16 protein-coding genes are annotated in these 19,558 nt (G+C 62.7%); 9 read left to right on the top strand and 7 right to left on the bottom strand.

Going from position 1 to position 19,558, the window contains the following annotated elements; translation table 11 throughout:
• The first annotated feature begins 320 nt into the window (after nt 1–320).
• Complete coding sequence (locus tag MTP16_RS10885; RefSeq protein WP_243519625.1) at nt 321–3,191, top strand: M16 family metallopeptidase; 2,871 nt, start codon at nt 321–323, stop codon at nt 3,189–3,191.
• Nucleotides 3,192–3,417: 226 nt separating this feature from the next.
• Here the strand turns inward: MTP16_RS10885 and MTP16_RS10880 are convergent, their stop codons facing one another.
• Nucleotides 3,418–4,281 carry an SDR family oxidoreductase gene (locus MTP16_RS10880; RefSeq protein ID WP_243519624.1) on the bottom strand — a complete coding sequence of 288 codons (864 nt, stop codon included), beginning with the start codon at nt 4,279–4,281 and terminating at the stop codon, nt 3,418–3,420.
• 107 nt (nt 4,282–4,388) lie between these two features.
• Between MTP16_RS10880 and MTP16_RS10875 the strand changes: the two genes are divergently transcribed.
• Nucleotides 4,389–4,805, top strand: a complete 417-nt coding sequence (locus tag MTP16_RS10875; RefSeq protein WP_243519622.1) for a winged helix-turn-helix transcriptional regulator — start codon at nt 4,389–4,391, stop codon at nt 4,803–4,805.
• A gap of 87 nt (nt 4,806–4,892) precedes the next feature.
• Here the strand turns inward: MTP16_RS10875 and MTP16_RS10870 are convergent, their stop codons facing one another.
• Nucleotides 4,893–6,521 (bottom strand): FG-GAP-like repeat-containing protein, encoded by a 1,629-nt coding sequence (locus MTP16_RS10870; RefSeq protein ID WP_243519620.1) that lies wholly within the window; start codon nt 6,519–6,521, stop codon nt 4,893–4,895.
• A gap of 423 nt (nt 6,522–6,944) precedes the next feature.
• Here MTP16_RS10870 and MTP16_RS10865 point away from each other — a divergent pair, with 423 nt between their 5' ends.
• Nucleotides 6,945–7,631, top strand: a complete 687-nt coding sequence (locus MTP16_RS10865; RefSeq protein ID WP_243519618.1) for a spondin domain-containing protein — start codon at nt 6,945–6,947, stop codon at nt 7,629–7,631.
• 98 nt (nt 7,632–7,729) lie between these two features.
• Here MTP16_RS10865 and MTP16_RS10860 read toward each other — a convergent pair whose 3' ends face one another.
• Nucleotides 7,730–8,134, bottom strand: coding sequence for a VOC family protein (locus MTP16_RS10860; protein ID WP_243519616.1), 405 nt, complete (start codon nt 8,132–8,134; stop codon nt 7,730–7,732).
• 102 nt (nt 8,135–8,236) lie between these two features.
• A complete protein-coding gene (locus tag MTP16_RS10855) occupies nt 8,237–8,932 on the bottom strand; it encodes a helix-turn-helix transcriptional regulator (RefSeq protein ID WP_243519613.1) in 696 nt (231 codons plus the stop codon).
• Between the two features lie 269 nt (nt 8,933–9,201).
• Between MTP16_RS10855 and MTP16_RS10850 the strand changes: the two genes are divergently transcribed.
• Nucleotides 9,202–11,424, top strand: coding sequence for a TonB-dependent receptor (locus MTP16_RS10850; RefSeq protein ID WP_243519611.1), 2,223 nt, complete (start codon nt 9,202–9,204; stop codon nt 11,422–11,424).
• Nucleotides 11,425–11,465: 41 nt separating this feature from the next.
• On the opposite strand, the gene MTP16_RS10845 is transcribed toward MTP16_RS10850, so the two are convergent.
• Nucleotides 11,466–12,302: an SDR family NAD(P)-dependent oxidoreductase gene (locus MTP16_RS10845; RefSeq protein ID WP_243519609.1), complete on the bottom strand. Its 837-nt coding sequence runs from the start codon at nt 12,300–12,302 to the stop codon at nt 11,466–11,468.
• 82 nt (nt 12,303–12,384) lie between these two features.
• On the bottom strand, nt 12,385–13,287 hold the full coding sequence (locus tag MTP16_RS10840; RefSeq protein WP_243519607.1) for a helix-turn-helix domain-containing protein: 903 nt from the start codon (nt 13,285–13,287) through the stop codon (nt 12,385–12,387).
• Between the two features lie 199 nt (nt 13,288–13,486).
• On the opposite strand from MTP16_RS10840, the gene MTP16_RS10835 reads away from it, so the two are divergent.
• Nucleotides 13,487–14,134 (top strand): zinc ribbon domain-containing protein, encoded by a 648-nt coding sequence (locus MTP16_RS10835; RefSeq protein ID WP_243519606.1) that lies wholly within the window; start codon nt 13,487–13,489, stop codon nt 14,132–14,134.
• A gap of 86 nt (nt 14,135–14,220) precedes the next feature.
• On the opposite strand, the gene MTP16_RS10830 is transcribed toward MTP16_RS10835, so the two are convergent.
• Entirely contained in the window at nt 14,221–15,012 is a 792-nt protein-coding gene (locus tag MTP16_RS10830; RefSeq protein WP_243519604.1) for an XRE family transcriptional regulator, read from the bottom strand.
• Nucleotides 15,013–15,156: 144 nt separating this feature from the next.
• On the opposite strand from MTP16_RS10830, the gene MTP16_RS10825 reads away from it, so the two are divergent.
• The 4 genes from MTP16_RS10825 to MTP16_RS10810 all read left to right on the top strand — a co-directional run bounded on the left by MTP16_RS10825 (nt 15,157) and on the right by MTP16_RS10810 (nt 19,483).
• On the top strand, nt 15,157–15,552 hold the full coding sequence (locus MTP16_RS10825; RefSeq protein WP_243519602.1) for a YbjN domain-containing protein: 396 nt from the start codon (nt 15,157–15,159) through the stop codon (nt 15,550–15,552).
• A 174-nt stretch (nt 15,553–15,726) separates the two neighbouring features.
• The gene (locus tag MTP16_RS10820) at nt 15,727–16,434 is read left to right on the top strand and encodes a PspA/IM30 family protein (protein WP_243519600.1); all 708 of its coding nucleotides are present in this window, start codon (nt 15,727–15,729) and stop codon (nt 16,432–16,434) included.
• A gap of 69 nt (nt 16,435–16,503) precedes the next feature.
• A complete protein-coding gene (locus MTP16_RS10815; RefSeq protein WP_243519598.1) occupies nt 16,504–17,151 on the top strand; it encodes a hypothetical protein in 648 nt (215 codons plus the stop codon).
• Nucleotides 17,152–17,317: 166 nt separating this feature from the next.
• Complete coding sequence (locus tag MTP16_RS10810) at nt 17,318–19,483, top strand: flotillin family protein (RefSeq protein WP_243519597.1); 2,166 nt, start codon at nt 17,318–17,320, stop codon at nt 19,481–19,483.
• Nucleotides 19,484–19,558: the final 75 nt, after the last annotated feature.

Here is a 19,558-nt window from a genome sequence, read left to right as displayed (position 1 = left end):
CGCAGCCGGTCCCGGCGCACGGCCGCTGCTGGAGCGGCTCGCGGCGCTGCTCATGCGGCCCCCAAAGCCCCGCCAGCTGCCGGCGGGGTTTTTCGTTTCGCTCGCGGCTTAGGCGCCCGGCTTCGCGGCGGGGTCGTTTTGGGGGCCGCCCCTGCCGAGGATGATGCGCTTGGTGTAACCCTGGAAGCGCGGCCACACTGCAGGCCTGGTGGGCGGGTTGGCAAAAACGTTGGGCGGCGTGCAACTACTCAACGGTTTCATCACACTATTGCCAAAACGGCTAATATTGCTTTCTCTTCTTCCCGCTTAAAATCAAAAAGATGCGCCATAAGACTACGATACTGGCGGCCCTGCTCCTGGCGGCGGCCTGCGGGGCCTCCCCGGCGGCTGCCCAAACTAAGGCAAAGGCCAAACCCAAGCCGGTGGCGGCGGCCAAGGCCGGCGCCTTTTCGCTGCCCTACGAAAAATTCACGTTGGAAAACGGCCTGGAAGTGGTGCTGCACGAAGACCACTCCGACCCCATTGTGGCCTTCGCCACGGTGGTCCACGTGGGCTCCAACCGCGAGAAGCCCGGCAAAACCGGCTTTGCGCACTTCTTCGAGCACATGTCGTTCAACGACTCGGAGAACACGCCCGTGGGCGCCAACCGCAAGCTCATTGAGGAGTGGGGCGGGCAGCGCAACGGCAGCACCTGGAGCGACGGCACCCAGTACTACGAAGTGGTGCCCAAGGACGCCTTCGACAAAATCATGTGGATTGACTCCGACCGCCTCGGCTACATGATTAAGACCGTGACGGCCGAGGCTCTGGCCCGCGAAATTCAGGTGGTGAAAAACGAGAAGCGCCAGAACTACGACAACGTGGCCTACGGCTCGGTGAACGAGGTGCTGCGCAAAAACCTCTACCCCGCCGACCACCCCTACAACTGGACGGTGATTGGCTCGCTGCCCGACCTGCAGGCCGCCACGCTGCCCGACGTGCAGGAGTTTTACCACCAGTACTACGGCCCCAACAACGCCACGCTGGTCATTGCCGGCGACATCAACATTGCCGAAACCAAGGCCAAGGTGCAGCGCTGGTTCGGCGAGATTAAGAAAGGTCCGGCCGTGCAGGCCCTCAAGCCCCGTCCGGCCGGCCTCACGCAAACCAAGTCGCTGTATATAGAAGACAACTTTGCCCGCCTGCCGCAGCTGCAGATGGTGTTTCCCAGCATCCAGGAGTACCACCGCGACTCCTACGCCCTGCAAGTGCTGAGCGAGCTGCTGGCCGGCAACCGCACCTCGCCGCTCTATAAGGTGATGGTGGAGGAGCAGAAGCTGGCGCCCAGCGTGGTGGCCTACCAGAACAGCAGCGAGCTGGCCGGCGAATTCACCGTGCAGGTGCGCGCCAACCCCAACACCAGCCTGCAGCAGGTGCACAGCGCCATTGAGGAAGGCCTGAAGCGGTTCGAAACCCAGGGCTTTTCCGACACCGAGCTGGCCCGCATTCGCGCCAAAATCGAAACCGACCTGTACTCCGGCGTGGAGTCGGTGCTGAGCAAGGCCCTGCAAATGGGCCGCGACAACGAGTTTGCCGGCGACCCGGCCCACCTCACCAAAGACGCCCAAATGGCCCAGGCCGTGACCCGCGCCGACGTGATGCGCGTGTACAACCAATACCTGAAGGGCAAGCCTTACGTGATGACCAGCGTGGTGCCCAAGGGCCAGCAAAACCTGGCGGTACCGGGCGCGCAGCTGGCCACCGTGTACCAGGAAAAAGTGGTGGCCGGCGTGCAGAACGAGGACGTGGGCCAGGGCAAAGAAGCCGTATTTGAGAAAACCGTCACCAAAAACGACCGTTCGGAGCCGGGCTTCCTGCAAACGCCGCTGTTCAAGATGCCCGCCGTCTGGAACGCCTCACTGGCCAACGGCCTGAAAGTGTACGGCATCGACAACCGCGAAATTCCGCTCGTCACCTTCGACGTCACCATTCCCGGCGGCCACTCCCTCGACCCGCTGGCCAAGGCCGGCACCGCCTCGCTGGTGGCCCAGATGCTGACGCAGGGCACCGCCCGCAAAACCCCGGCCCAGTTGGAGGAAGCCATTGACCTGCTGGGCGCCAGCATTTCGGTGAACAGCACCGCCGAGGAAATTCGGGTGCAGGCGCGCTGCCTGGCCCGCAACTTTGGCCCCACGCTGGCGCTGGTGCAGGAAATGCTGCTGCAGCCCCGCTGGGACGCGGCCGAGTTTGCGCGCCTGAAAAGCTCCCTGGCCACCAACCTCAAAGGCCAGGAAGCCAACGCGGCCGTGATAGCCAGCCAAAACTTCAACCGCCTGCTCTACGGCCCCAACCACATTCTGAGCTACCCCACGTCGGGCACGCTGGCCACCACGGCCGGCATCACGCTCGATGATTTGAAGGCCTACTACAACGCCAACATTTCGCCCTCGGGCGCGGCCATGCACGTGGTGGGCGCCATCGACCAGAACACCGTAGCCGCGGCGCTCAAGCCCCTGGGAACCAGCTGGGCCGCCAAGCCCGTGAGCGTGGCCCAGCAGCCCGCTCCCGCCCAGGCGCCGGCCGGCAACGTGTACTTCATCGACGTGCCCGACGCCAAGCAGTCGGTGCTCTACGCCGGCCGGCTGGCCCTGCGCGGCACCGACCCCGACCTGACCAAGGCCACCTTCGCCAACGCTCTGCTCGGCAACGGGTCCAGCGGGCGTCTCACCCAGCTGCTGCGCATCCAGAAAGGCTACACCTACGGAGCCTTCTCGGCGGTGCAGGAACAGCAGGAAATGGCGCCCTTCGTGGTGTCCACGAGTGTGCGCGCCAATGCCACCGGGGCCTCGCTGCAGCTCATCCGCGACCTGCTCACCAACTACGGCCCCACCTTCAGCCCCACCGACGTGGAAACGGCCAAAAGCAAAATCATGAAGGGCAACACCCTGGCCTACGAAAGCCAGGGCGCGAAGCTGGGCATCCTGCGCCGCATCAGCAAGTTCAACAAGTCGCCGAAGTTTCTGGAAGACGACCAGCAACAGTTGATGAAGATGGGCGTGGCCGACTTCCAGTCCACCATCGGCAAGTACATGGCCGAGAAGGACCTGGTGTACGTGGTGGTGGGCGACAAAGCCACCCAGTACGAGGAAGTGAAGAAGTTCGCCAACGGCAAGCTCACCCTGCTCGATGCCACCGGCAAGCCGGTGAACTAGGCGCGGGGCAAAAAAATTGTTCAAAAAGTCGCTGGCACGATGTAGAGACGCATATTTGCGTCTCGTCGATGAACGAAATGAGCCGATTTGCGCGGACGACGAGACGCAAATATGCGTCTCTACATCGTGCTGATAATTTGCTAAACAGCTTCATAGAAACGAAAAGCCCCACCAGCAACTGGTGGGGCTTTTCGTTTCGATTGCGGCGCCTTACTGGCCACCAGGGTCAGGCATTCGGGAAATAAGTCGCTTTCAGGTACTCGCGCAGCGACGTGGGCTTGCGGCCCAGCAGGCGCTCCACGGTGTCGTCCGTGCCGGCCAGCATGCCGTGCTTAGCGGCATCACCCCACTGGGCAAAGAAGGTGGCGACGAAATCGGGGAAGCCGGCGGCTATCGTCTGGGCGATGTAGGTGGCCGTCTCGCTGCTTTTATATGTAATGGGCCGGTCTGCCAGCGCAGAGAGTTCCCGGGCCACGTCGTGAAACGAATAGGCCTCGCTGCCGGTCAGGGTGTATTCCTGGTTGTCGTGGCCTTCGCTGGTGAGCAGGGTGGCCGTGGCGGCGGCCAGCTCGGTGCGCTTGATAAACGCTATTTTGCCTTCGCCCGCCGGGAAACGAATTTCCGCGTCCGGCACCTCGGTCCCAATCAGGTAGCCCAGGCCTTCGAAGTAGTAGCCGTTGCGGAGAATGGTGTACACCAGCCCCGACGCCTTGAGGTAGGCTTCCGTGGCCAGGTCGCTTTCCGTCACCTGCGGCATCACAAAGTCCGAGTTGCGCTGGATGCTGGTGTAGAACAGGTGCTTCACCCCGGCTTCCTTGGCGGCGTCGATGACGTTGCGGTGCTGCTGCACCCGGTCGGTAAACGCCACGGCCGAAACCAGCAGCACCTTCTCGACGCCTTGGAAGGCCTGCACCAAAGCGGGAAAGTCGAAGTAATCGGCTTGGCGCACGTCGACGCCCCGCTCCACGAGGTCCGTGGCTTTGCCGGCGTCGCGCACCAGGGCGGCAATTTCCGCGGCCGGGGTGGTCTTGAGCAAGAAGTCGATGGTTTCGTGGCCCAGGCCACCGGTGGCTCCAGTTACTAAAATCATGATGGTATGAGGAATAAAAAACGCGTATATTTACTTGCTATTTGCAAGTGATAGCGCAAAGATATTGCATATTGCTTGCAAATAGCAAGTGAAATAATTTTATTGTGATGAAAGAGCTAAAACAGCGTTCTACCTGCCCGGTCAGCACCTCGCTTGATGTGCTGGGCGACAAATGGGCCCTGCTCATTCTCCGGGACATCGTGTTTGCGGGCAAATCAACCTATGGGCAGTTCCTGCAGTCAGCCGAGAAAATGGCGACTAACGTGCTGGCCGACCGCCTGGCACTCCTGGAGGCGCAAGGCCTCTTAACCAAGGCCGTGGCCGCCGACAAGAAATCGAAATTCACCTACCGCCTGACGGAAAAAGGCCTGGATACCGTTCCCATCATTGTGGAGCTGTTGCTGTGGGGTGCCCGGCACGGCTCCACCGTCGTAGCCCCCGGCTTGCTGGAAGAACTGCAGGCCGGCAAAGACGCGGCCGTGGCCAAGTACCAGCAGCGCGCCCGCGAGCAGGCCCTGGCGTAACCAGGCGGCGCGCCTCCTTGCGCCGCCAACAAAAAGCCCCGCCAGTAGCTGGCGGGGCTTTTTAAATTTGAACAGATACCAGCAACTCTATTCGATAAGTAGCCGTGCCCTGGCTGCCTCGCACTGCACCGAGTAGACGCCAACCGGCAGCCCCGCCAAAGACAGCACCACGGCGCTGGTGTGGGGCTGCACCAGCTGTTGCGCCACGGTTCGGCCCACGGCATCGACGATGAAAAGCTGGCGCTCGTGAGCAACGGAGGGCACAGTCAGCCTGACCTGGCCCCGGGCCGGGTTGGGATGCACGCCCAGCATGGCCGCACGCGGCCCCGCCGAAGCCAACGGTGCCGACACCGTGAACGTCCCGGCCGATGTGGCCGCGCCGCTGGGCGTGGTCACCGTTACAGTCCCCGAAATAGCCCCGGCGGGTACCACCACCGTGAGCTGGGAAGCCGAAACGGCGGTGACCTGGGCCGCGGCCGCGCCGTTAAACTGCACCGCCGAGGCCCGCGACAAATAGCTACCCGTCAGCGTGACAACGGTGCCGACCGGGCCACTGGCCGGGCTCACGCTGCGGAGGACGGGCGGCGGCACCGGAGTCAGGTTGAGCAACACCCCAATCGTGCCGCCGTTGTTGTTGGCCGTCACCACATCGGGTTGGCCGTCTCCGTTCACATCGGCCACCGCGACGTCATTGGGGAAAGTGCCGGCGGTGTACTGCGTGGGGGGAGAAAAAGTATTGGGCGCCTGCCAGAGCAGCACATGGACATGATAGGCAGGGTCCACGGCTACAATGTCGAGGTGGCCGTCCCCGTTAAAATCAGCCGCCGCCACGTCGAAGCTACTCCCGTCATTGTAATACTGCTGGAGGGAGTAGCCGCCGCTGGCCTGCGCGTATAACACGCTGACGCTGTAGCTGCTTATTGCGTCGTGCGACACCAGCAAGTCGGGTCGCCCGTCGCCGTTCAGGTCGCCTAGCGCGATGGAAGTGGGTTCAGCCGCAACCGGGAATGTCGCCGCCGGGCCCAGGGTTCCGCCGGCCTGCCCCAGCAGCACCGCAGCCGAATTGCTGGCAAAATCGGCCGTGACCACATCTAAGCGGCCATCGCCGTTCAGGTCGCCCAGCGCCAGGCCCCGCGGGCTGCTACCCACGCCCGTGGAATAGTGTACTGCCGACGCAAACATCCCCCCGGCCAGCCCGGGCATCACCACAATATCGCCGCCCGTGGCCACAACCAGGTCGAGCCACCCGTCGCCGTTGACGTCGCCCAGCGCCAAACTCCGCGGACTGCTGGCCAACCCCGTGGAGTATAGCACCACCGGGGCGAACCCACCCCCGGCCTGGCTCAACAGCACCCCGACGGCACTTGCGTAATCGGCGGCGGTGAAAATATCGAGTCGCCCATCACCGTTTACGTCGGCCAACGCGACATCGCGGGTACCGTTGCCGCTGGGGAGCTGCAGGCTCCGGGCAAAGCCCCCGCTGCTCTGCCCCAGCAGCACCGTGACCGTATTGGCGGTCCCCTGGTTTGCCGTTACAATGTCCATTTGGCCATCGTTGTCAACATCGCCCACCGCCACCGCCTTCACCCAGGACGCACCCGGGTTATAGTTTGCCACCCGGGCAAAGAGTGGACCCTGGGCCGCCCCCGTCATGGGCGCCAGCAGGCCGGCCAGCGCCAGCAGAAAGCAGCTAGTAAGAGTAGACAGTGTTTTCATGCGGAAAGGGATGGGGCAGTGAGGAATTTCCAGCGGAGTAACTGCCGGCTAATGTAAGGACCACCAACGCCGTTGACAAACAAAACCTTACCGACTTATGCTACCGGCGCAGCTGGCCTGCCGCCTATCCGTATCATAGGCTTCACCGATGAAGCACTGCTGCGCTTTGACTCGGACTGCGCTGCCCAACTTGCTTTCATTGATAAAGTCCGCCCAATAACTGGCGGGCCTTTCCGGCTCTGCCACGGCTTTCCGCCGTCTTGCTTGAACAGCGCCAGGACCGGGTCAGTCAGCTTGGCATTGCCGTGACAGCGCGGCATTCGGTGCTCACGGCCTCACAATAAAACACCGGCCTGGGCGTAAGGATGGTCAGTAGCCGGCGTCTGGCCTGGCAAGTGCTTCGGTTGCTTTTCCACTTACGCCATGCCTCGTTCGCGCCACCGCCTTTTGCCGTTGTTTGTCGTCGGGCTGGCGGCCTGTTCTAAATCCGCCGATACCGGCGAGATACTGCCCGCGCCCACGCCGGGCCCGGCCCTTTACCGCGTCACCTTCGAGGCCACCTGGAGCGCCGGTACCCATGCCAACTTCCCGGCCGGCGCGCACTTTTCAAACGTCATCGGGGCGTCGCACGCGGCCGGGGGGCTGCTGTTCCAACCCGGCCAGGCGGCCAGCCTCGGCATCAAGGACATGGCCGAGCGAGGCAACAATACCGCCCTGCGCGCCGAAATAGCGGCCCTGCAACGCAGCGGCGTGGCTTTCCGCACGATGGAAGCGCCCTACTTCAATTCGCCGGGCGCCGTGGCCGACACCATTCGCCTCGATGCCGCCCACCCGCGCCTGAGCCTGGTCACGATGATTGCGCCCAGCCCCGACTGGTTTGCCGCCCTCGAAGCCGAGAACCTGCTCGACGCCACCGGCCAATGGGCCACGCAGCGCCGCGTGCCCGCCCGCGCCTACGACGCCGGCACCGACAATGGCCCCACCTTCACCGCCCCCGACCAGCCCACGCTGCCCGGCGGCGCGGTGGCCCCGCTCCTGCTGCCGCCCGCCCAAGGCACCGCACCCGATGGCCCGCCCTTGGGCACCTGGCTGCTGGAACGCATCAAATAATGTTCTATTGGCAAAATCTTTCCAACACGCCCAAAAAAGCCCCGCCGGTAACCGACGGGGCTTTTCGTTGCTTTGACCTGAGCAGCCTGGGCCGCTATCTACCGCCCTTCAAACCGCTGGATGGCCTCGGGCGTGACGGGCGCGAAGAAGTTGACCAGGTTGCCGTCGGGGTCGCGGAACAGGAAGGAGCGGTTGCCCCAGGGCATGGTGGTGGGGCCCTGCACCACGCTGCCGCGGAGCACTTCGGCCAGCTTCTGGTATTCGGCATCCACGTCGGCAACGCGGAATTCGAGAATGGCCGACTGGTTGCTGGCGGCGCGGGCGCCCTGGCCGCCCTCAAACTGCAGGGTGCGCGTGCTGCCAATGGCCAGCGTGGCCGTGGGCGTGCGCAGCTCGGCGAAATCGGGCGTGAAGCGGGTGGCGGGCATACCGGTCACTTGCTCGTAGAACGGCAGAAGGCGGTCGATGTCGGCGGTGATGACCCGGACGGAGGCGAAATTCATAAGCGAAAACGGTTAAAAAGTGGGGGTTTGGAATTGATGCCCCAAAGCACGCGCCCCCCACTGACAGCCCTATGGCAGTCCGATTTTCGCCCCAGAAAAAAATCAGACCGCCTGCGGCCGGTGCAGGCGGGCAATGTACTCGGTGAGGGTGATGTGCTGCGGCTGCGTGAACGGGCTGGTCGTGGCCGTGAGCTGCTGCATGCGCGTCAGCCGAAAGTCGCGGTAGTCCTGCCGCAGGTGGCACCACCCCACCAAGTGCCAGGCAAAATTGTAGAAAGCCAGCCCAATGGGCTCGACCCGGCGCTGGCTGGCGACGCCGCTTTTGTCGCAATAGGCCAGCTCCACAATGTGCCGGCTGGCAATGGCCGATTGTAAGGGGGCCAGGTAGTCGGCCGGCCCCGGCGCGTACTCGGGCACGTGCAGCTCGATGCGGCTGGTGAATTGCTCCAGCCGGTCTTTCGCCGGCGCCCGCAGCACGGCTTTCACTTTGTGCAGCGCCGTGGCGCTGTGGGCTCGAATGGAAGTATCGGCCAGCACGCCGGCAATGGCTTCCAGCAGCACCAGGGCATTGGCCTCTTCCGGGGTGAAGGAAACCGGCGGCAGGAAATAACCCTGCACCAGGAAGTAGCCCCGGTTTGGCTCGAAGCTGATGGGAATGCCCTGCTCGCCCAGCGCCTTGATGTCGCGGTACACGGTGCGCACGCTGATGCCGAACCGTTCGGCAATCTGCTCGGCCGGCACGTGTTTCTTTGTTTGCAGCAGCGTGGTGATGCCGAACAGGCGGTCGATGCGATTCATGGGGCTACGTGCAGGGCTGAAGAATGGCTTTCCGTGCAAATTAAGCCGTTTCGGGGCCTTCCAGCTGCGTCGGTGCCTTCAGCGGCGGCTTGCTGAAAGAACTTCAGGCGTGAAAGAATCAGCCGTTGGGACAAGGCGCTTCCCTCGCGCAGTGAAGCACCGCCAAGCTAGACGGCGTGCTTCACGGCGCCTTCACCACCCGGGCAAGAGGTTTGGCCCTACGGGCCGGTTTGCCGTATGCCGGTTTTTTCAACCATTTCTTCTTCTTAATGGCTGTTTCTACTTCTTTCTGGCGGCGCAATGGCCTGCTGCTGGCGCTGGCATTCTGGCTGTTGCCAGACAGCGGCCGGGCGCAGTCGCTCACGGTCATCTTGCGCGATTCGCTGAGCCAGGCGCCCGTGATTGGGGGCAGCGTGAGCGTGCCCGGCACCGGCGTGGGTGCCGCCACCGACGTGCGCGGCGAGGCCGTGCTCACCCCCGCCCCGGCCCCCGGCACCCGCCTGCGCGTGGAGGCCCTGGGCTACCGCGCGCGGCTGGTGGCCGCCCCGACCGCGGGCACCCCGCTCATCCTGCAGCTGGCCGCCAGCGCCCAGGCCATTGAGGAAGAAGTGCTGGTGACGGCCACCCGCACCAACTCCCGCCTCGAAGACCTGCCCACCCGCGTGGAAGTGATTGGCGAGGAGGAATTGACCGAGGAAAACGGCATCAAGCCTGGCAACATTGCCTCGCTGCTCGGCGACCTGGCCGGCACTCAGATTCAGCCCACTTCCCCTACTACCGGCAATGCCGACCTGCGCATTCAGGGCCTGCCGGGGCGCTATTCCCAGATATTGCGCGACGGCCTGCCGCTGCTTGGGGGCTATTCAGGCTCGTTCGGCATCCTGCAGATTCCGCCGCTCGATTTGCGCCAGATTGAGCTTATTAAGGGCTCCAGCTCCACGCTGTATGGCGGCGGCGCCATTGCGGGCCTGGTAAACCTGGTGAGCAAGGCGCCGGTGCTGGGCACTCCGCAGCTCACGTTCACGGCCAACCAGTCGACGCTGCGCGAAAGCAACCTCAACGGCTTTGCCAGCGGGCGAGGCCAGCGGGTGGGCTACACGCTGTTTGCGGGCGGCACCCGCCAGCAAAGCACCGACGTGGACGGCGACGGCTTCGTGGACGTGCCCCGGCTGCGCAACTTCACGGTGCATCCGCGCCTGTTTTATTATCCGAAAAACGGCCAGCTGGCCCTTGGCTACACCGGCACCGTGGAAGACCGCCAGGGCGGCGACGCGGCCGTGGTGCAGAACAAAACCACCGACGCCTCGCCCCGCTTCTTCGTCACGAACCGCACCCAGCGCCACTCCGCCGACCTCATCTACACCCAGGACAGCACAAACGGCGGCAGCCTCACCGTGAAAGGCACCGCCAGCTGGTTTCGGCGCGGGGTGAGCACCAACACCGTGGCCTACGCGGCCCGGCAGCTGTCGTATTATTCCGAGGTGAGCTACCTGCACCGCTACGGCCACCACACGCTGGTGGGCGGCCTCAACGTGCTGGGCGAGGACTTCCAGCCGCTGCCGGCCGAAAGCCGCACGCCCCTGCTCAACGACTACACCTACGCCACGGTGGGCGGTTTCGTACAGGACGACTGGCAGCTCACGCCCGCCCTCAACGTGCAGGGCGGCCTGCGCCTCGACCACCACAACCGGTACGGCACCTTCCTGCTGCCCCGCCTGGCCGTGCTCTTTAAGGCCAGCGCCGACTTCACCCTGCGCCTGAACGGCGGCTACGGCTACCGCGTGCCCGTGCCCTACGTGAACGACCTCGACGAGCGCGAAATCACTCGCGTGCAGCCCCTGCGGGGCCTGGGCGCCGAGCGCAGCCAGGGCCTCAACGGCGATGTGAACTACCTGCACCGCTTCGCCTCGGGCCTCAGCCTGAACCTAAACCAAGGCTTCTTCTACACCCGCCTGCAAGACCCACTGACGCTCACCCAACCCGCGGCCATCGACCCTAATGACCCGTTCCTGCCGCTGCGCTGGTACAATGCCGCCGCGCCCACCGTGAGTCAGGGCCTGGAAAGCTACGCCCGCCTGCGCTACAACGGCACCGAAATCTACCTCGGCTACCTCTACACCTACGCCCGCCGCCGCTACGACGCCCTGAACCCCAACGTGCCCCTGGCCGCCCGCCACAAGCTCTCCACCGTGGCCACCCAGGAAGTGGGCGAGCACCTGGCGCTGGGCATCGAGGCCAGTTACACCGGCCGCCAGTACCTCGACGACGGCTCCACCCGCCCCGGCTACCCCATTGTGGCGGCCCTGGTGCGCTACGCTACCGGCCCCTGGGCCTTCATCCTCAACGGCGAAAACCTGCTGGACTACCGCCAGACCCGCCGCGAAGCCGTGGTGTTCGGCGACCGGGCCAACCCTACGTTCCCCGAGCTCTGGGCGCCGGTGGAAGGCCGCGTGTTCAACCTGTCGGTGAACTGGAAGCTTATCCGAGAGTAGGGCAGTTGGCTCAATGCTATTGGTGGCCGCCGGCGCGGGCTTTAGTCAAAGGCGATGGATTTTGAGACGGCCTGCCAGGTGTCAAACTGCTGAGTGAGTGAGGCCAGTTTGGCTTGCGCCCGCTCGTAGGCATCGGTCCCGAGCAGCAGGTGTAACGGTGGATTTTTTTCACTGGCCAGGCCAATGATGGCGTCCGCGGCTTTGGCCGGGTCGCCGGCCTGGGCGCCGTTCATGGTGAGGTAGCGGGCGTGGGAGGCGCGCACGGCTTCGTACTCGGCAATGGGCTGGCGGGCCATCACCAGAGATTCGGGCGCAAGGAAATTGGTGCGGAGCGCGCCGGGCTCTACCACCGTCACTTTCAGGCCGAAATCGGCCACGTCCTGGGCCAGCACTTCCGAGCAAGCACTCATCGCCGCCTTCGTCGCGGAATAAATAGCCCAGCCCGTGGCGCCCGCCATGGCGGCAATGGAGGAAATGTTGATGATGTGCCCACTGCCCTGCGCCCGCAGGTGGGGCAGGGCCTTTCGAATAACGTTCAGCGCACCAAACACGTTGGTTTCAAAGCTGTGGCGGGTTTCGGCATCGGTCATTTCCTCGATGCTGCCGCCCATGCCGTAACCGGCGTTGTTCACCACCACATCAAGGCGGCCGAAGGTGGCAAGGGTGACTTCAATGGCCTGCGCCACACTGGCTTCGCTGGGCAGGTCGACGGCCAGCGGCAGGAAGGATGCTGTGGGCTCTGAAATGGCGGCGGTGAGGCCGGCCAAGTGGCGCGAGGTAGCCGCCACGCGGTGCCCGGCTGCCAGCAGCTGGGTGGCCAGGGCCAAGCCCAGGCCCTGCGAGGCGCCGGTGATAAACCAGGTTTGGGGGGTGTCCATAAATCGTTCTATTAGTACAGCACAAAGTTCGGGCTGGCCCCGGCCCGCCCGTTTGCCTCATTCAAACCAATGCTTACGAAAATCAAACAACCCGCGCGGCGGTGGGCGTGTGGCCGGTGTGCTTCTTGAAAAAGTTGTTAAAATGCGCCGGCTCCTCAAATCCCAGGCTGTAGCCAATGAGGCCCACCGGCCAGTCGGTGTGCTTGAGCAAGGCCCAGGCTTCCTGCACCAGGCGCTCGGCCAGGAGCTGGGTGGTGGTTTTTCCGGTTACTTCCTTGAGGGCGCGGTTGAGGTGGTTGGTGTGCACGGCCAGCTGCGCAGCGAAGTCCTGCGCCGTGCGCAGCTTCACCTGCTGCCCTTTCACTTCGATGGGAAACTGCCGGGCCAGCAGTTCGGTAAAGAGCGATGCAATGCGCGTAGCGGCCGTGCTTCCGCGGTAGAGCGTGGTGGCCGGCTGCAGCTTCTGGGCGCTGTGAATCAGCTCGAGTACGTAGGCCCGCAGCAGGTCATATTTAAAGGCATAGTCCGAATCCAGCTCGTCGAACATCTTTTGGTAGAGCTGGTGCACATGGGCCTGCTGGGCTTCGTCGAGCAGGTAAATGGCCTGGCCATCGGGCTGAAACACGGGAAAATAGGAGAGCCGGATGCTGGTGTGCTGCTGCAGGAAATGCTCGGTGAAAATGCAGAAAAAACCGCTTTGCCGCTCATCAAACGGCTCCCAATGGTAGGGCACCTGCGGGTTGGAAAAGAAGAGGGCATTGCCTTCCACGCCCACGCTTTTGTCGGCGTAGTGGTAGGTGCTCCGGCCCACCACGAAGGTGATTTTATAGAAATCCTTGCGGCTATACGGCAGGCTTCTCGCGGCTGGCCCCACAAAGTCATCGAGCCGAAACACGTTGAAATGGCCGAGGTCCTGGCGCAGGTTGTCGGGCAGCCAGTTGACTTTGACGCGGTAAAAGTCTTCGAGGGTGTGGGTAGTGGCCATGACCCGAAGCTACGCAAATCAAATGACCAGATTTCGCCAGGCTGGGCTTCGAGGGCCGGGCAATGCGTGTGATGGCAGCGACAGTTGATTGCTGTAATAAAAAATGCCGCGCGGCGATGCAGTGGGCATGCCGGCTTCCCTAACCGCCAAACCGGAGCTGCCTCTATTTTTGTCCATCCATACCCTTTCCCGTTCCGCTATGAGCAACCTCGTCCAATTCGTTGCCAACTACGACGACCTGTCCACCGACAAAGGCTTTCAGTTTAAGTTTCACTGCGACAAGTGCCGCAACGGCTACATGTCGCGGTTCCAGCCCAACGCCATCGGTATAGCCGGGAGCCTGCTGCAGGCGGCGGGCAGTTTGTTTGGCGGCCTGGGCGGAGCCGAGAATGCGGCTTACCACATCCAGCGCGCCGTGGGCGGCAAGGCCCACGACGAAGCCCTGCAAAAGGCTGTGGCCGAGGGCAAGCAGCAGTTCAAGCAATGCACCCGCTGCGGCCACTGGGTGTGCCCCGATGCCTGCTGGAACCACAGCGCCGGCCTCTGCGAAGACTGCGCCCCCGACGAGCAGGAGGAGCTGCGCGCCCACCAGGCCCAGGCCACCCAAGAGCAAATTCGCCATAAAACGCGCCAGCAAGACTACACCCAAAACATCGATTTCCTGAACCGCGACGCCCTGCTGCAGTGCCCCAACTGCCAGGCCAAGCTCACGGCCGACCAGAAATTCTGCGGCAGCTGCGGCACCCCCAACCCCGCTGCCAAGCCCCAGGAGCGCCACTGCACCGGCTGCGGCGCAAAGCTGCAGCCCGAGCAAAAGTTCTGCGCCGAGTGCGGCACGAAGGGCTAGTCCGCTGAAACCCATCCCGGTTTCGTTTCTCGCCGGTGCGTTCAGCCGCCAGGATACAGCGCTGCGCGCAGCATGTGCGGGGCCGGCTATCGGTTATCCAGCCGCTCGGCCAGCTCTTCCACTTTGCGTTCCAGCTCGGCCACCCGCTCATCGAGCAGCGCGGGCGCGCGCAGGTGCGTGGTGAACACGCCCTTCACCTCCCAGATTTCCAGCGCCTGCTGCAGCTCCAGCTCCTGGCTGCCGTAGTCGGGGTTGTCGGCGCGCAGCCGGAGGGGCTGGTTTTCTTCGGGGCGCTCGGCCAGGCGGCGGATGAGAACTTTGCTTTGGGTGACGAAGACGTAGACGTTGCCGGCTTTCAGGCGGGGCTTGGCTTTGTCGATGCGGCTGCACAGCACAATGTCCTGGTGGCGCAGGCCCTGGCGGTGCAGCAGCATGTCGGCCCCCGACACCTCGAAGGCCCGCGTGGGCCCCGCAAGCTGGTGCGGCAGCTGCAGCCACGGCAGCCCGTCGATGAAGGCGGGGTCGTGGTGGCGCACGATGTATTCCAGCGCCCGGTTGCGGTACACCAGGGGCGTCACGTTGGGTTGCTTATCGGCTTTGGCAACGGGAGCCGGCGCGGCCACCGGCTGTTGCAGCTGCTCTTTAAAGATGTCGAAGTGGTACAGCTCATTTACCGTGAGCTCTTTCGTAAGTAGCAAGTCTACCGACAAGCCAAAATGCTGAGCAATCTGTATGAGCGTTTCCATCTTCGGCTCTGAACGGCCTTCCTCATACGCCCCCACGCTGGGCCGGGCCAAGCCAAATAATTCCGCAAAAGCCGCCTGGCTCAGCTTCTTAACCGTGCGAAGCTTGCGAATATTCTTACCAACGAATGACATATTACGGCAATATTATTTCGCTCAAAACATGAGCACATCCAAAACTTTGCTTATTATTGCGTCGTAAAACTACCACAAGTCCGGCGAAGCCTTCTCCTGTGTCGCTACTTTTTTGAGCAGCATTTCAATTCCACCTTTTCCTGCATGACCAACCCTTACTTCGCTACCATCAAAGGCTACCTTTTGGAACTGGGCTTCGACATCTGCCACGCCGACGAGCGGGAAAGCGTGTTCGTGGTCGACAAGCCGGAGCTGGCCATCAAGAACCTCGTCATTGGCTGCGGCGACCCGCTGCTGATTATGGAGCAATACCTGCTCGACCTGCCCGCTCCCTCGCTGGAAGTGTACCAGCGCCTGCTGCAAAAAAACCGCGACATCATCCACGGCGCCTTCGCCCTCGATGACACCGGCCGCAAGCTCATCTTCCGCGACACCCTGCAAATCGAAACCCTCGACGTTGCCGAACTCGAAGCCTGCGTAAATTCTCTGGGCTTGCTATTGAGTGAGTTTTCGGAGGAACTGATTTCGTTTTCGAAGTAGGCCGCGAAACTCCATCCCCCGGCCCCTTCCCCTCCGGGGGAAGGGGAGCCAGACGTCAGCAGATGTCAGCTGAAGAATTCATTAAGCCGTCAGGCTCCCCTCCCCACGAGGGGAGGGGCCGGGGGTGGGGTTATCGTAGCCGAAAATTAAACTATCATCTTAAACATCAACGCCATGAACATCCTCAACCGCCTCTTCAAAATCGGCCAGTCGGAAGCCCACGCGGCCGTCAACCAGCTTGAAGACCCCATCAAAATGACCGAGCAGGGCTTGCGCGACCTGCGCCAGGACCTCGACAAAAGCCTGCACGGCCTGGCCGAAGTGAAGGCCATGGCCATCCGGGCCCGCAACGAGGGCGAGGGCTTCCGCACCAAAGCGGCCGACTACGAGAGCAAGGCTGTGCTCCTGCTGCAGCGCGCCCACCGCGGCGAGCTGGACGCCGCCGAAGCCGACCGGCTGGCTGGCGAAGCCCTGCTCAAGAAGGCCGAAAACGAAGCCCAGGCCGCCCGCGCCGCTTCAGACCAGGAAAAGTTTGAGCAGTCGGCCGCCCAGATGGACCAGAACGTGGCCACGCTGAAAACAACCATCAGCCAGTGGGAAAACGAGCTGAAAACCCTGAAGGCCCGCGTGACGGTGAGCACCGCCACCATCGCCATCAACAAGCAGATGGCTCAGCTCGACTCGTCGGGCACGGTGGCGCTGCTTGAGCGCATGAAGGAAAAGATTGCCGTGCAGGAGGCCCTGGCCGAATCGTACGGCGAAATTGCCCAGTCTGGCAAAAGCATCGACGCCGAAATTGACAAGGCCCTCGGCAGCACCGGTGCCAGCAAAGCCAGCGAAGACCTCAAAGCCCTAAAAGCGAAGCTTGGCTACACCGAATAAGCAAAACGGGCCGGGCCGCCCACGGAGTTCTCTCAATTCTCCTACCTTTAAGCTGCCGTGCATATGCCCATGACCGACCTTTTAAAAGCTGCCATTGCTCCGCCCAATCTGGTGCCCACCGGCTTGTTGGTGTTCGTGTTGCTCTACTGGCTCACGGTGATTGTGGGTGTGCTGGACATGAAAACGGTGGACCTTGACCTGGAGGTGGACGACCACGGCCACTTCCACCACCCCGGCGACCTGCACCACGACGCCCCCGCCGGCTGGCTCAACGGCGCGCTGGCCTTCTTCAACCTGGGCCGCATCCCGCTGATGGTGTTCCTCAGCTTCGTGTTTTTGCCGCTGTGGGCGGGCAGCATTCTGGCCAATTACTACACCGGCAACACTTCCCTCCTGCTCGGGCTGGCCTTTCTACTGCCGCTGTTCGTCGGCAGCCTGTTCGTGGCCAAATTCCTCACGCTGCCTTTCGTGAAGCTCTTCACCGCCCTCGAAAAGGACCATGACGGCGGCGCCGTAGTCATCGGCAAGGTGTGCACCGTGCTGCTGCCCGCCACCGCCGACCACCTCGGCCAGGCATCCGTCCGCATCGACGGCGCCCCGCTCATGCTCAATATCCGCAGCACCAGCGCCCCGCTTCGCAAGGGCGAAACCGGGCTGGTGATTGACTTTGACGCGGCCCGGCGCTGCTATTTGGTGGAGCCTTACCAGACTTCTTAACCCCATCCCCCGGCCCCTTCCCCTCCAGGGGAAGGGGAGCCTGACAAAAATTTAGACGACGTCTTCTAACCATCTCTTTTATTCAAAACCTTTTACAAAAGCTCTTCGTCTGGCTCCCCTTCCCCTCCGGGGAAAGGGGCCGGGGGATGAGGTAAATTCCACGAATATGCTAGCATCCCTTTCCTGGGCCGTCCTGATTATCGTCGGCCTGTTTCTCCTTGGTTTTTTGTCAGTTATCGCCAAAATGTACAAGAAAGCCGTGCAGGGCGAGGCCCTGTTGCGCACCGGCATGGGCGACGCCAAGGTGTCCTTCTCCGGCATCATCGTGGTGCCTATCCTGCACAAGCTGGAGCTGATGGACATCAAGCTGAAAACCATCGTCATCTCCCGCGCCGGCTCCGAAGGGCTGGTGTGCAAAGACAACCTGCGGGCCGACGTGAAGGTGAACTTCTTCATCCGCGTCAACAAAACCCACGAGGACGTGGTAAACGTGGCCCAGAGCATCGGCGCGCACCGCGCCTCCGACCCGCTGGCGCTCGAAAGCCTGTTCGACGCCAAGTTTTCGGAAGCCCTGAAAACGGTGGGCAAGCACTTCGACTTCATCGAGCTCTACAACTCCCGCGAGCAGTTCAAGCAGGAGATTCTGCGCATCATCGGCACCGACTTGAACGGCTATGTGCTTGACGACTGCGCCATTGACTATCTGGAACAGACGCCCTTGCAGGCGCTGAACCAGGACAACATTCTGGACGCCGAAGGTATCAAGAAGATTATTGCCCTGACCTCGGAGCAGAAAATTCAGGCCAACCAGATTCAGCGCGACCAACAGAAAACCATCAAGAAGCAGGACGTGGAGGCGCAGGAAACCATTCTGCAGCTTGAAAAGCAGCTGGCCGAAAACCAGGAAAAGCAGTTCCGCGAAATTGCCAACATCAAGGCCCGGGAAGCGGCCGAAACCGAGAAAGTACGCCAGGAAGAGCGCATGAAAGGCGAAAAAGCCCGTATTGCCGCCGACGAGGAAATCAAGATTTCGGAGCAAAACCGCGACCGGCAAATCCTGGTGGCCGAGCGCAACAAGCAGCGCACCGATGCCGTGGAAACCGAGCGCGTGGAGCAGGCCCGTTCTCTCGAAATCAACGAGCGGGAGCGCATCGTGGCCCTGGCCCAGATTGAAAAAGAAAAGGCCTTAGAAGAGGAGCGCAAGAATATTCAGAGCATCATCCGCGAGCGCATTACGGTAGAAAAAGCCACGGTAATTGAGGAAGAGCGCATTAAAGACACCCGCGCCCAGGCCGCGGCCGACCGCGAAAAGCTGGTGGCCGTGACCAAGGCCCAGCAGGAAACCGAGCAGGCCACCATTGCGCTGGTCGGCAACGCCGACATGGCCAAGCAGGCCGCCGAATTCCGCGCCAAGCAGTCGCTGATTGATGCCGAAGCCGAGAAAGCTTCGTCGGAGCACCGCTCGCAGGCCATGCGCATCATGGCCGAAGCCGAGGCCAGCAAAGCCAGCGCCGTGGGCCTGGCCGAGGCCCAGGTGATGCAGGCCAAAGCCACCGCCCGCCAGAAAGAAGGCGAGGCCGAAGCCAACGTGTTGCAGCTAACCGCCACGGCCGAGGCACAGGCCATCCAGGCGAAAGCCACGGCCCAGGCCGAGGCCGACGAGAAGCTGGGCGTGGTGGCCGCTAAGGTGAACCGCGAAAAAGGCCTGGCCGAAGCCAGCGTCATCGAAGCCAAAGCCGACGCCGACCAGAAGCGTGGCCTGGCCGAAGTAACCGTGAACGAGCAGCGCTTTGCCGTGGAAGCCAAGGGCATCGAAGCCAAGGCTGACGCCATGAAGAAGCTCGACGGCGTGGGCAAAGACCACGAGGAATTCAAGCTGCGCCTCGACAAGGAAAAGTCGGTGGAGCTGGCCCAAATCAACATCCAGAAAGACATTGCCGGCGCTCAGGCTGGCGTAATTTCAGAAGCCCTGAAGTCGGCCAAAATCGACATCGTGGGCGGCGAAACCATGTTCTTCGACCAGATTATCGGCTCCATCACCAAGGGCAAAATGGTGGACCGCGCCGTGCACAATTCCGAAGTGCTAGGCACCGTGAAAGACGCCTTCTTCGGCCACGACGGCGACGGGGATTTCAAAACCAACCTGCGCCGCTTCGTGGATAAGTTCGGTCTGAGCAGCGAGGACATGAAGAACCTGAGCGTGTCGGCCCTGCTGCTGCAAATGATGAATAAGGCCGGCGACGAGTCCACGCGCGGCACCATCGCGCAGCTGGCCAGCACAGCCAAGGCGTTGGGCATTGGGGATAAGCCGGCGAAGACGCTGCAGTTGTAAACCCCATCCCCCGGCCCCTTCCCCTCCGGGGGAAGGGGAGCCGAGGCGGCACGGACGGTTGGCAGTAGTTTGTTC

Origin of the sequence: Hymenobacter monticola (assembly GCF_022811645.1) — a bacterium.
Taxonomy (GTDB): domain Bacteria; phylum Bacteroidota; class Bacteroidia; order Cytophagales; family Hymenobacteraceae; genus Hymenobacter; species Hymenobacter monticola.
This window is presented reverse-complemented; position numbering and strand designations above follow the sequence as displayed.

Excerpts from the sequence above, each read along its gene's own strand:
- MTP16_RS10850 (WP_243519611.1), top strand. The coding sequence starts at position 9,202 with ATGGCTGTTTCTACTTCTTTCTGGCGGCGCAATGGCCTGCTGCTGGCG.
- MTP16_RS10875 (WP_243519622.1), top strand. The coding sequence starts at position 4,389 with ATGAAAGAGCTAAAACAGCGTTCTACCTGCCCGGTCAGCACCTCGCTT.
- MTP16_RS10810 (WP_243519597.1), top strand. The coding sequence starts at position 17,318 with ATGCTAGCATCCCTTTCCTGGGCCGTCCTGATTATCGTCGGCCTGTTT.
- MTP16_RS10830 (WP_243519604.1), bottom strand. The coding sequence starts at position 15,012 with ATGTCATTCGTTGGTAAGAATATTCGCAAGCTTCGCACGGTTAAGAAG.
- MTP16_RS10815 (WP_243519598.1), top strand. The coding sequence starts at position 16,504 with ATGACCGACCTTTTAAAAGCTGCCATTGCTCCGCCCAATCTGGTGCCC.
- MTP16_RS10825 (WP_243519602.1), top strand. The coding sequence starts at position 15,157 with ATGACCAACCCTTACTTCGCTACCATCAAAGGCTACCTTTTGGAACTG.
- MTP16_RS10845 (WP_243519609.1), bottom strand. The coding sequence starts at position 12,302 with ATGGACACCCCCCAAACCTGGTTTATCACCGGCGCCTCGCAGGGCCTG.
- MTP16_RS10840 (WP_243519607.1), bottom strand. The coding sequence starts at position 13,287 with ATGGCCACTACCCACACCCTCGAAGACTTTTACCGCGTCAAAGTCAAC.
- MTP16_RS10880 (WP_243519624.1), bottom strand. The coding sequence starts at position 4,281 with ATGATTTTAGTAACTGGAGCCACCGGTGGCCTGGGCCACGAAACCATC.
- MTP16_RS10870 (WP_243519620.1), bottom strand. The coding sequence starts at position 6,521 with ATGAAAACACTGTCTACTCTTACTAGCTGCTTTCTGCTGGCGCTGGCC.
- MTP16_RS10860 (WP_243519616.1), bottom strand. The coding sequence starts at position 8,134 with ATGAATTTCGCCTCCGTCCGGGTCATCACCGCCGACATCGACCGCCTT.
- MTP16_RS10865 (WP_243519618.1), top strand. The coding sequence starts at position 6,945 with ATGCCTCGTTCGCGCCACCGCCTTTTGCCGTTGTTTGTCGTCGGGCTG.
- MTP16_RS10855 (WP_243519613.1), bottom strand. The coding sequence starts at position 8,932 with ATGAATCGCATCGACCGCCTGTTCGGCATCACCACGCTGCTGCAAACA.
- MTP16_RS10820 (WP_243519600.1), top strand. The coding sequence starts at position 15,727 with ATGAACATCCTCAACCGCCTCTTCAAAATCGGCCAGTCGGAAGCCCAC.
- MTP16_RS10885 (WP_243519625.1), top strand. The coding sequence starts at position 321 with ATGCGCCATAAGACTACGATACTGGCGGCCCTGCTCCTGGCGGCGGCC.
- MTP16_RS10835 (WP_243519606.1), top strand. The coding sequence starts at position 13,487 with ATGAGCAACCTCGTCCAATTCGTTGCCAACTACGACGACCTGTCCACC.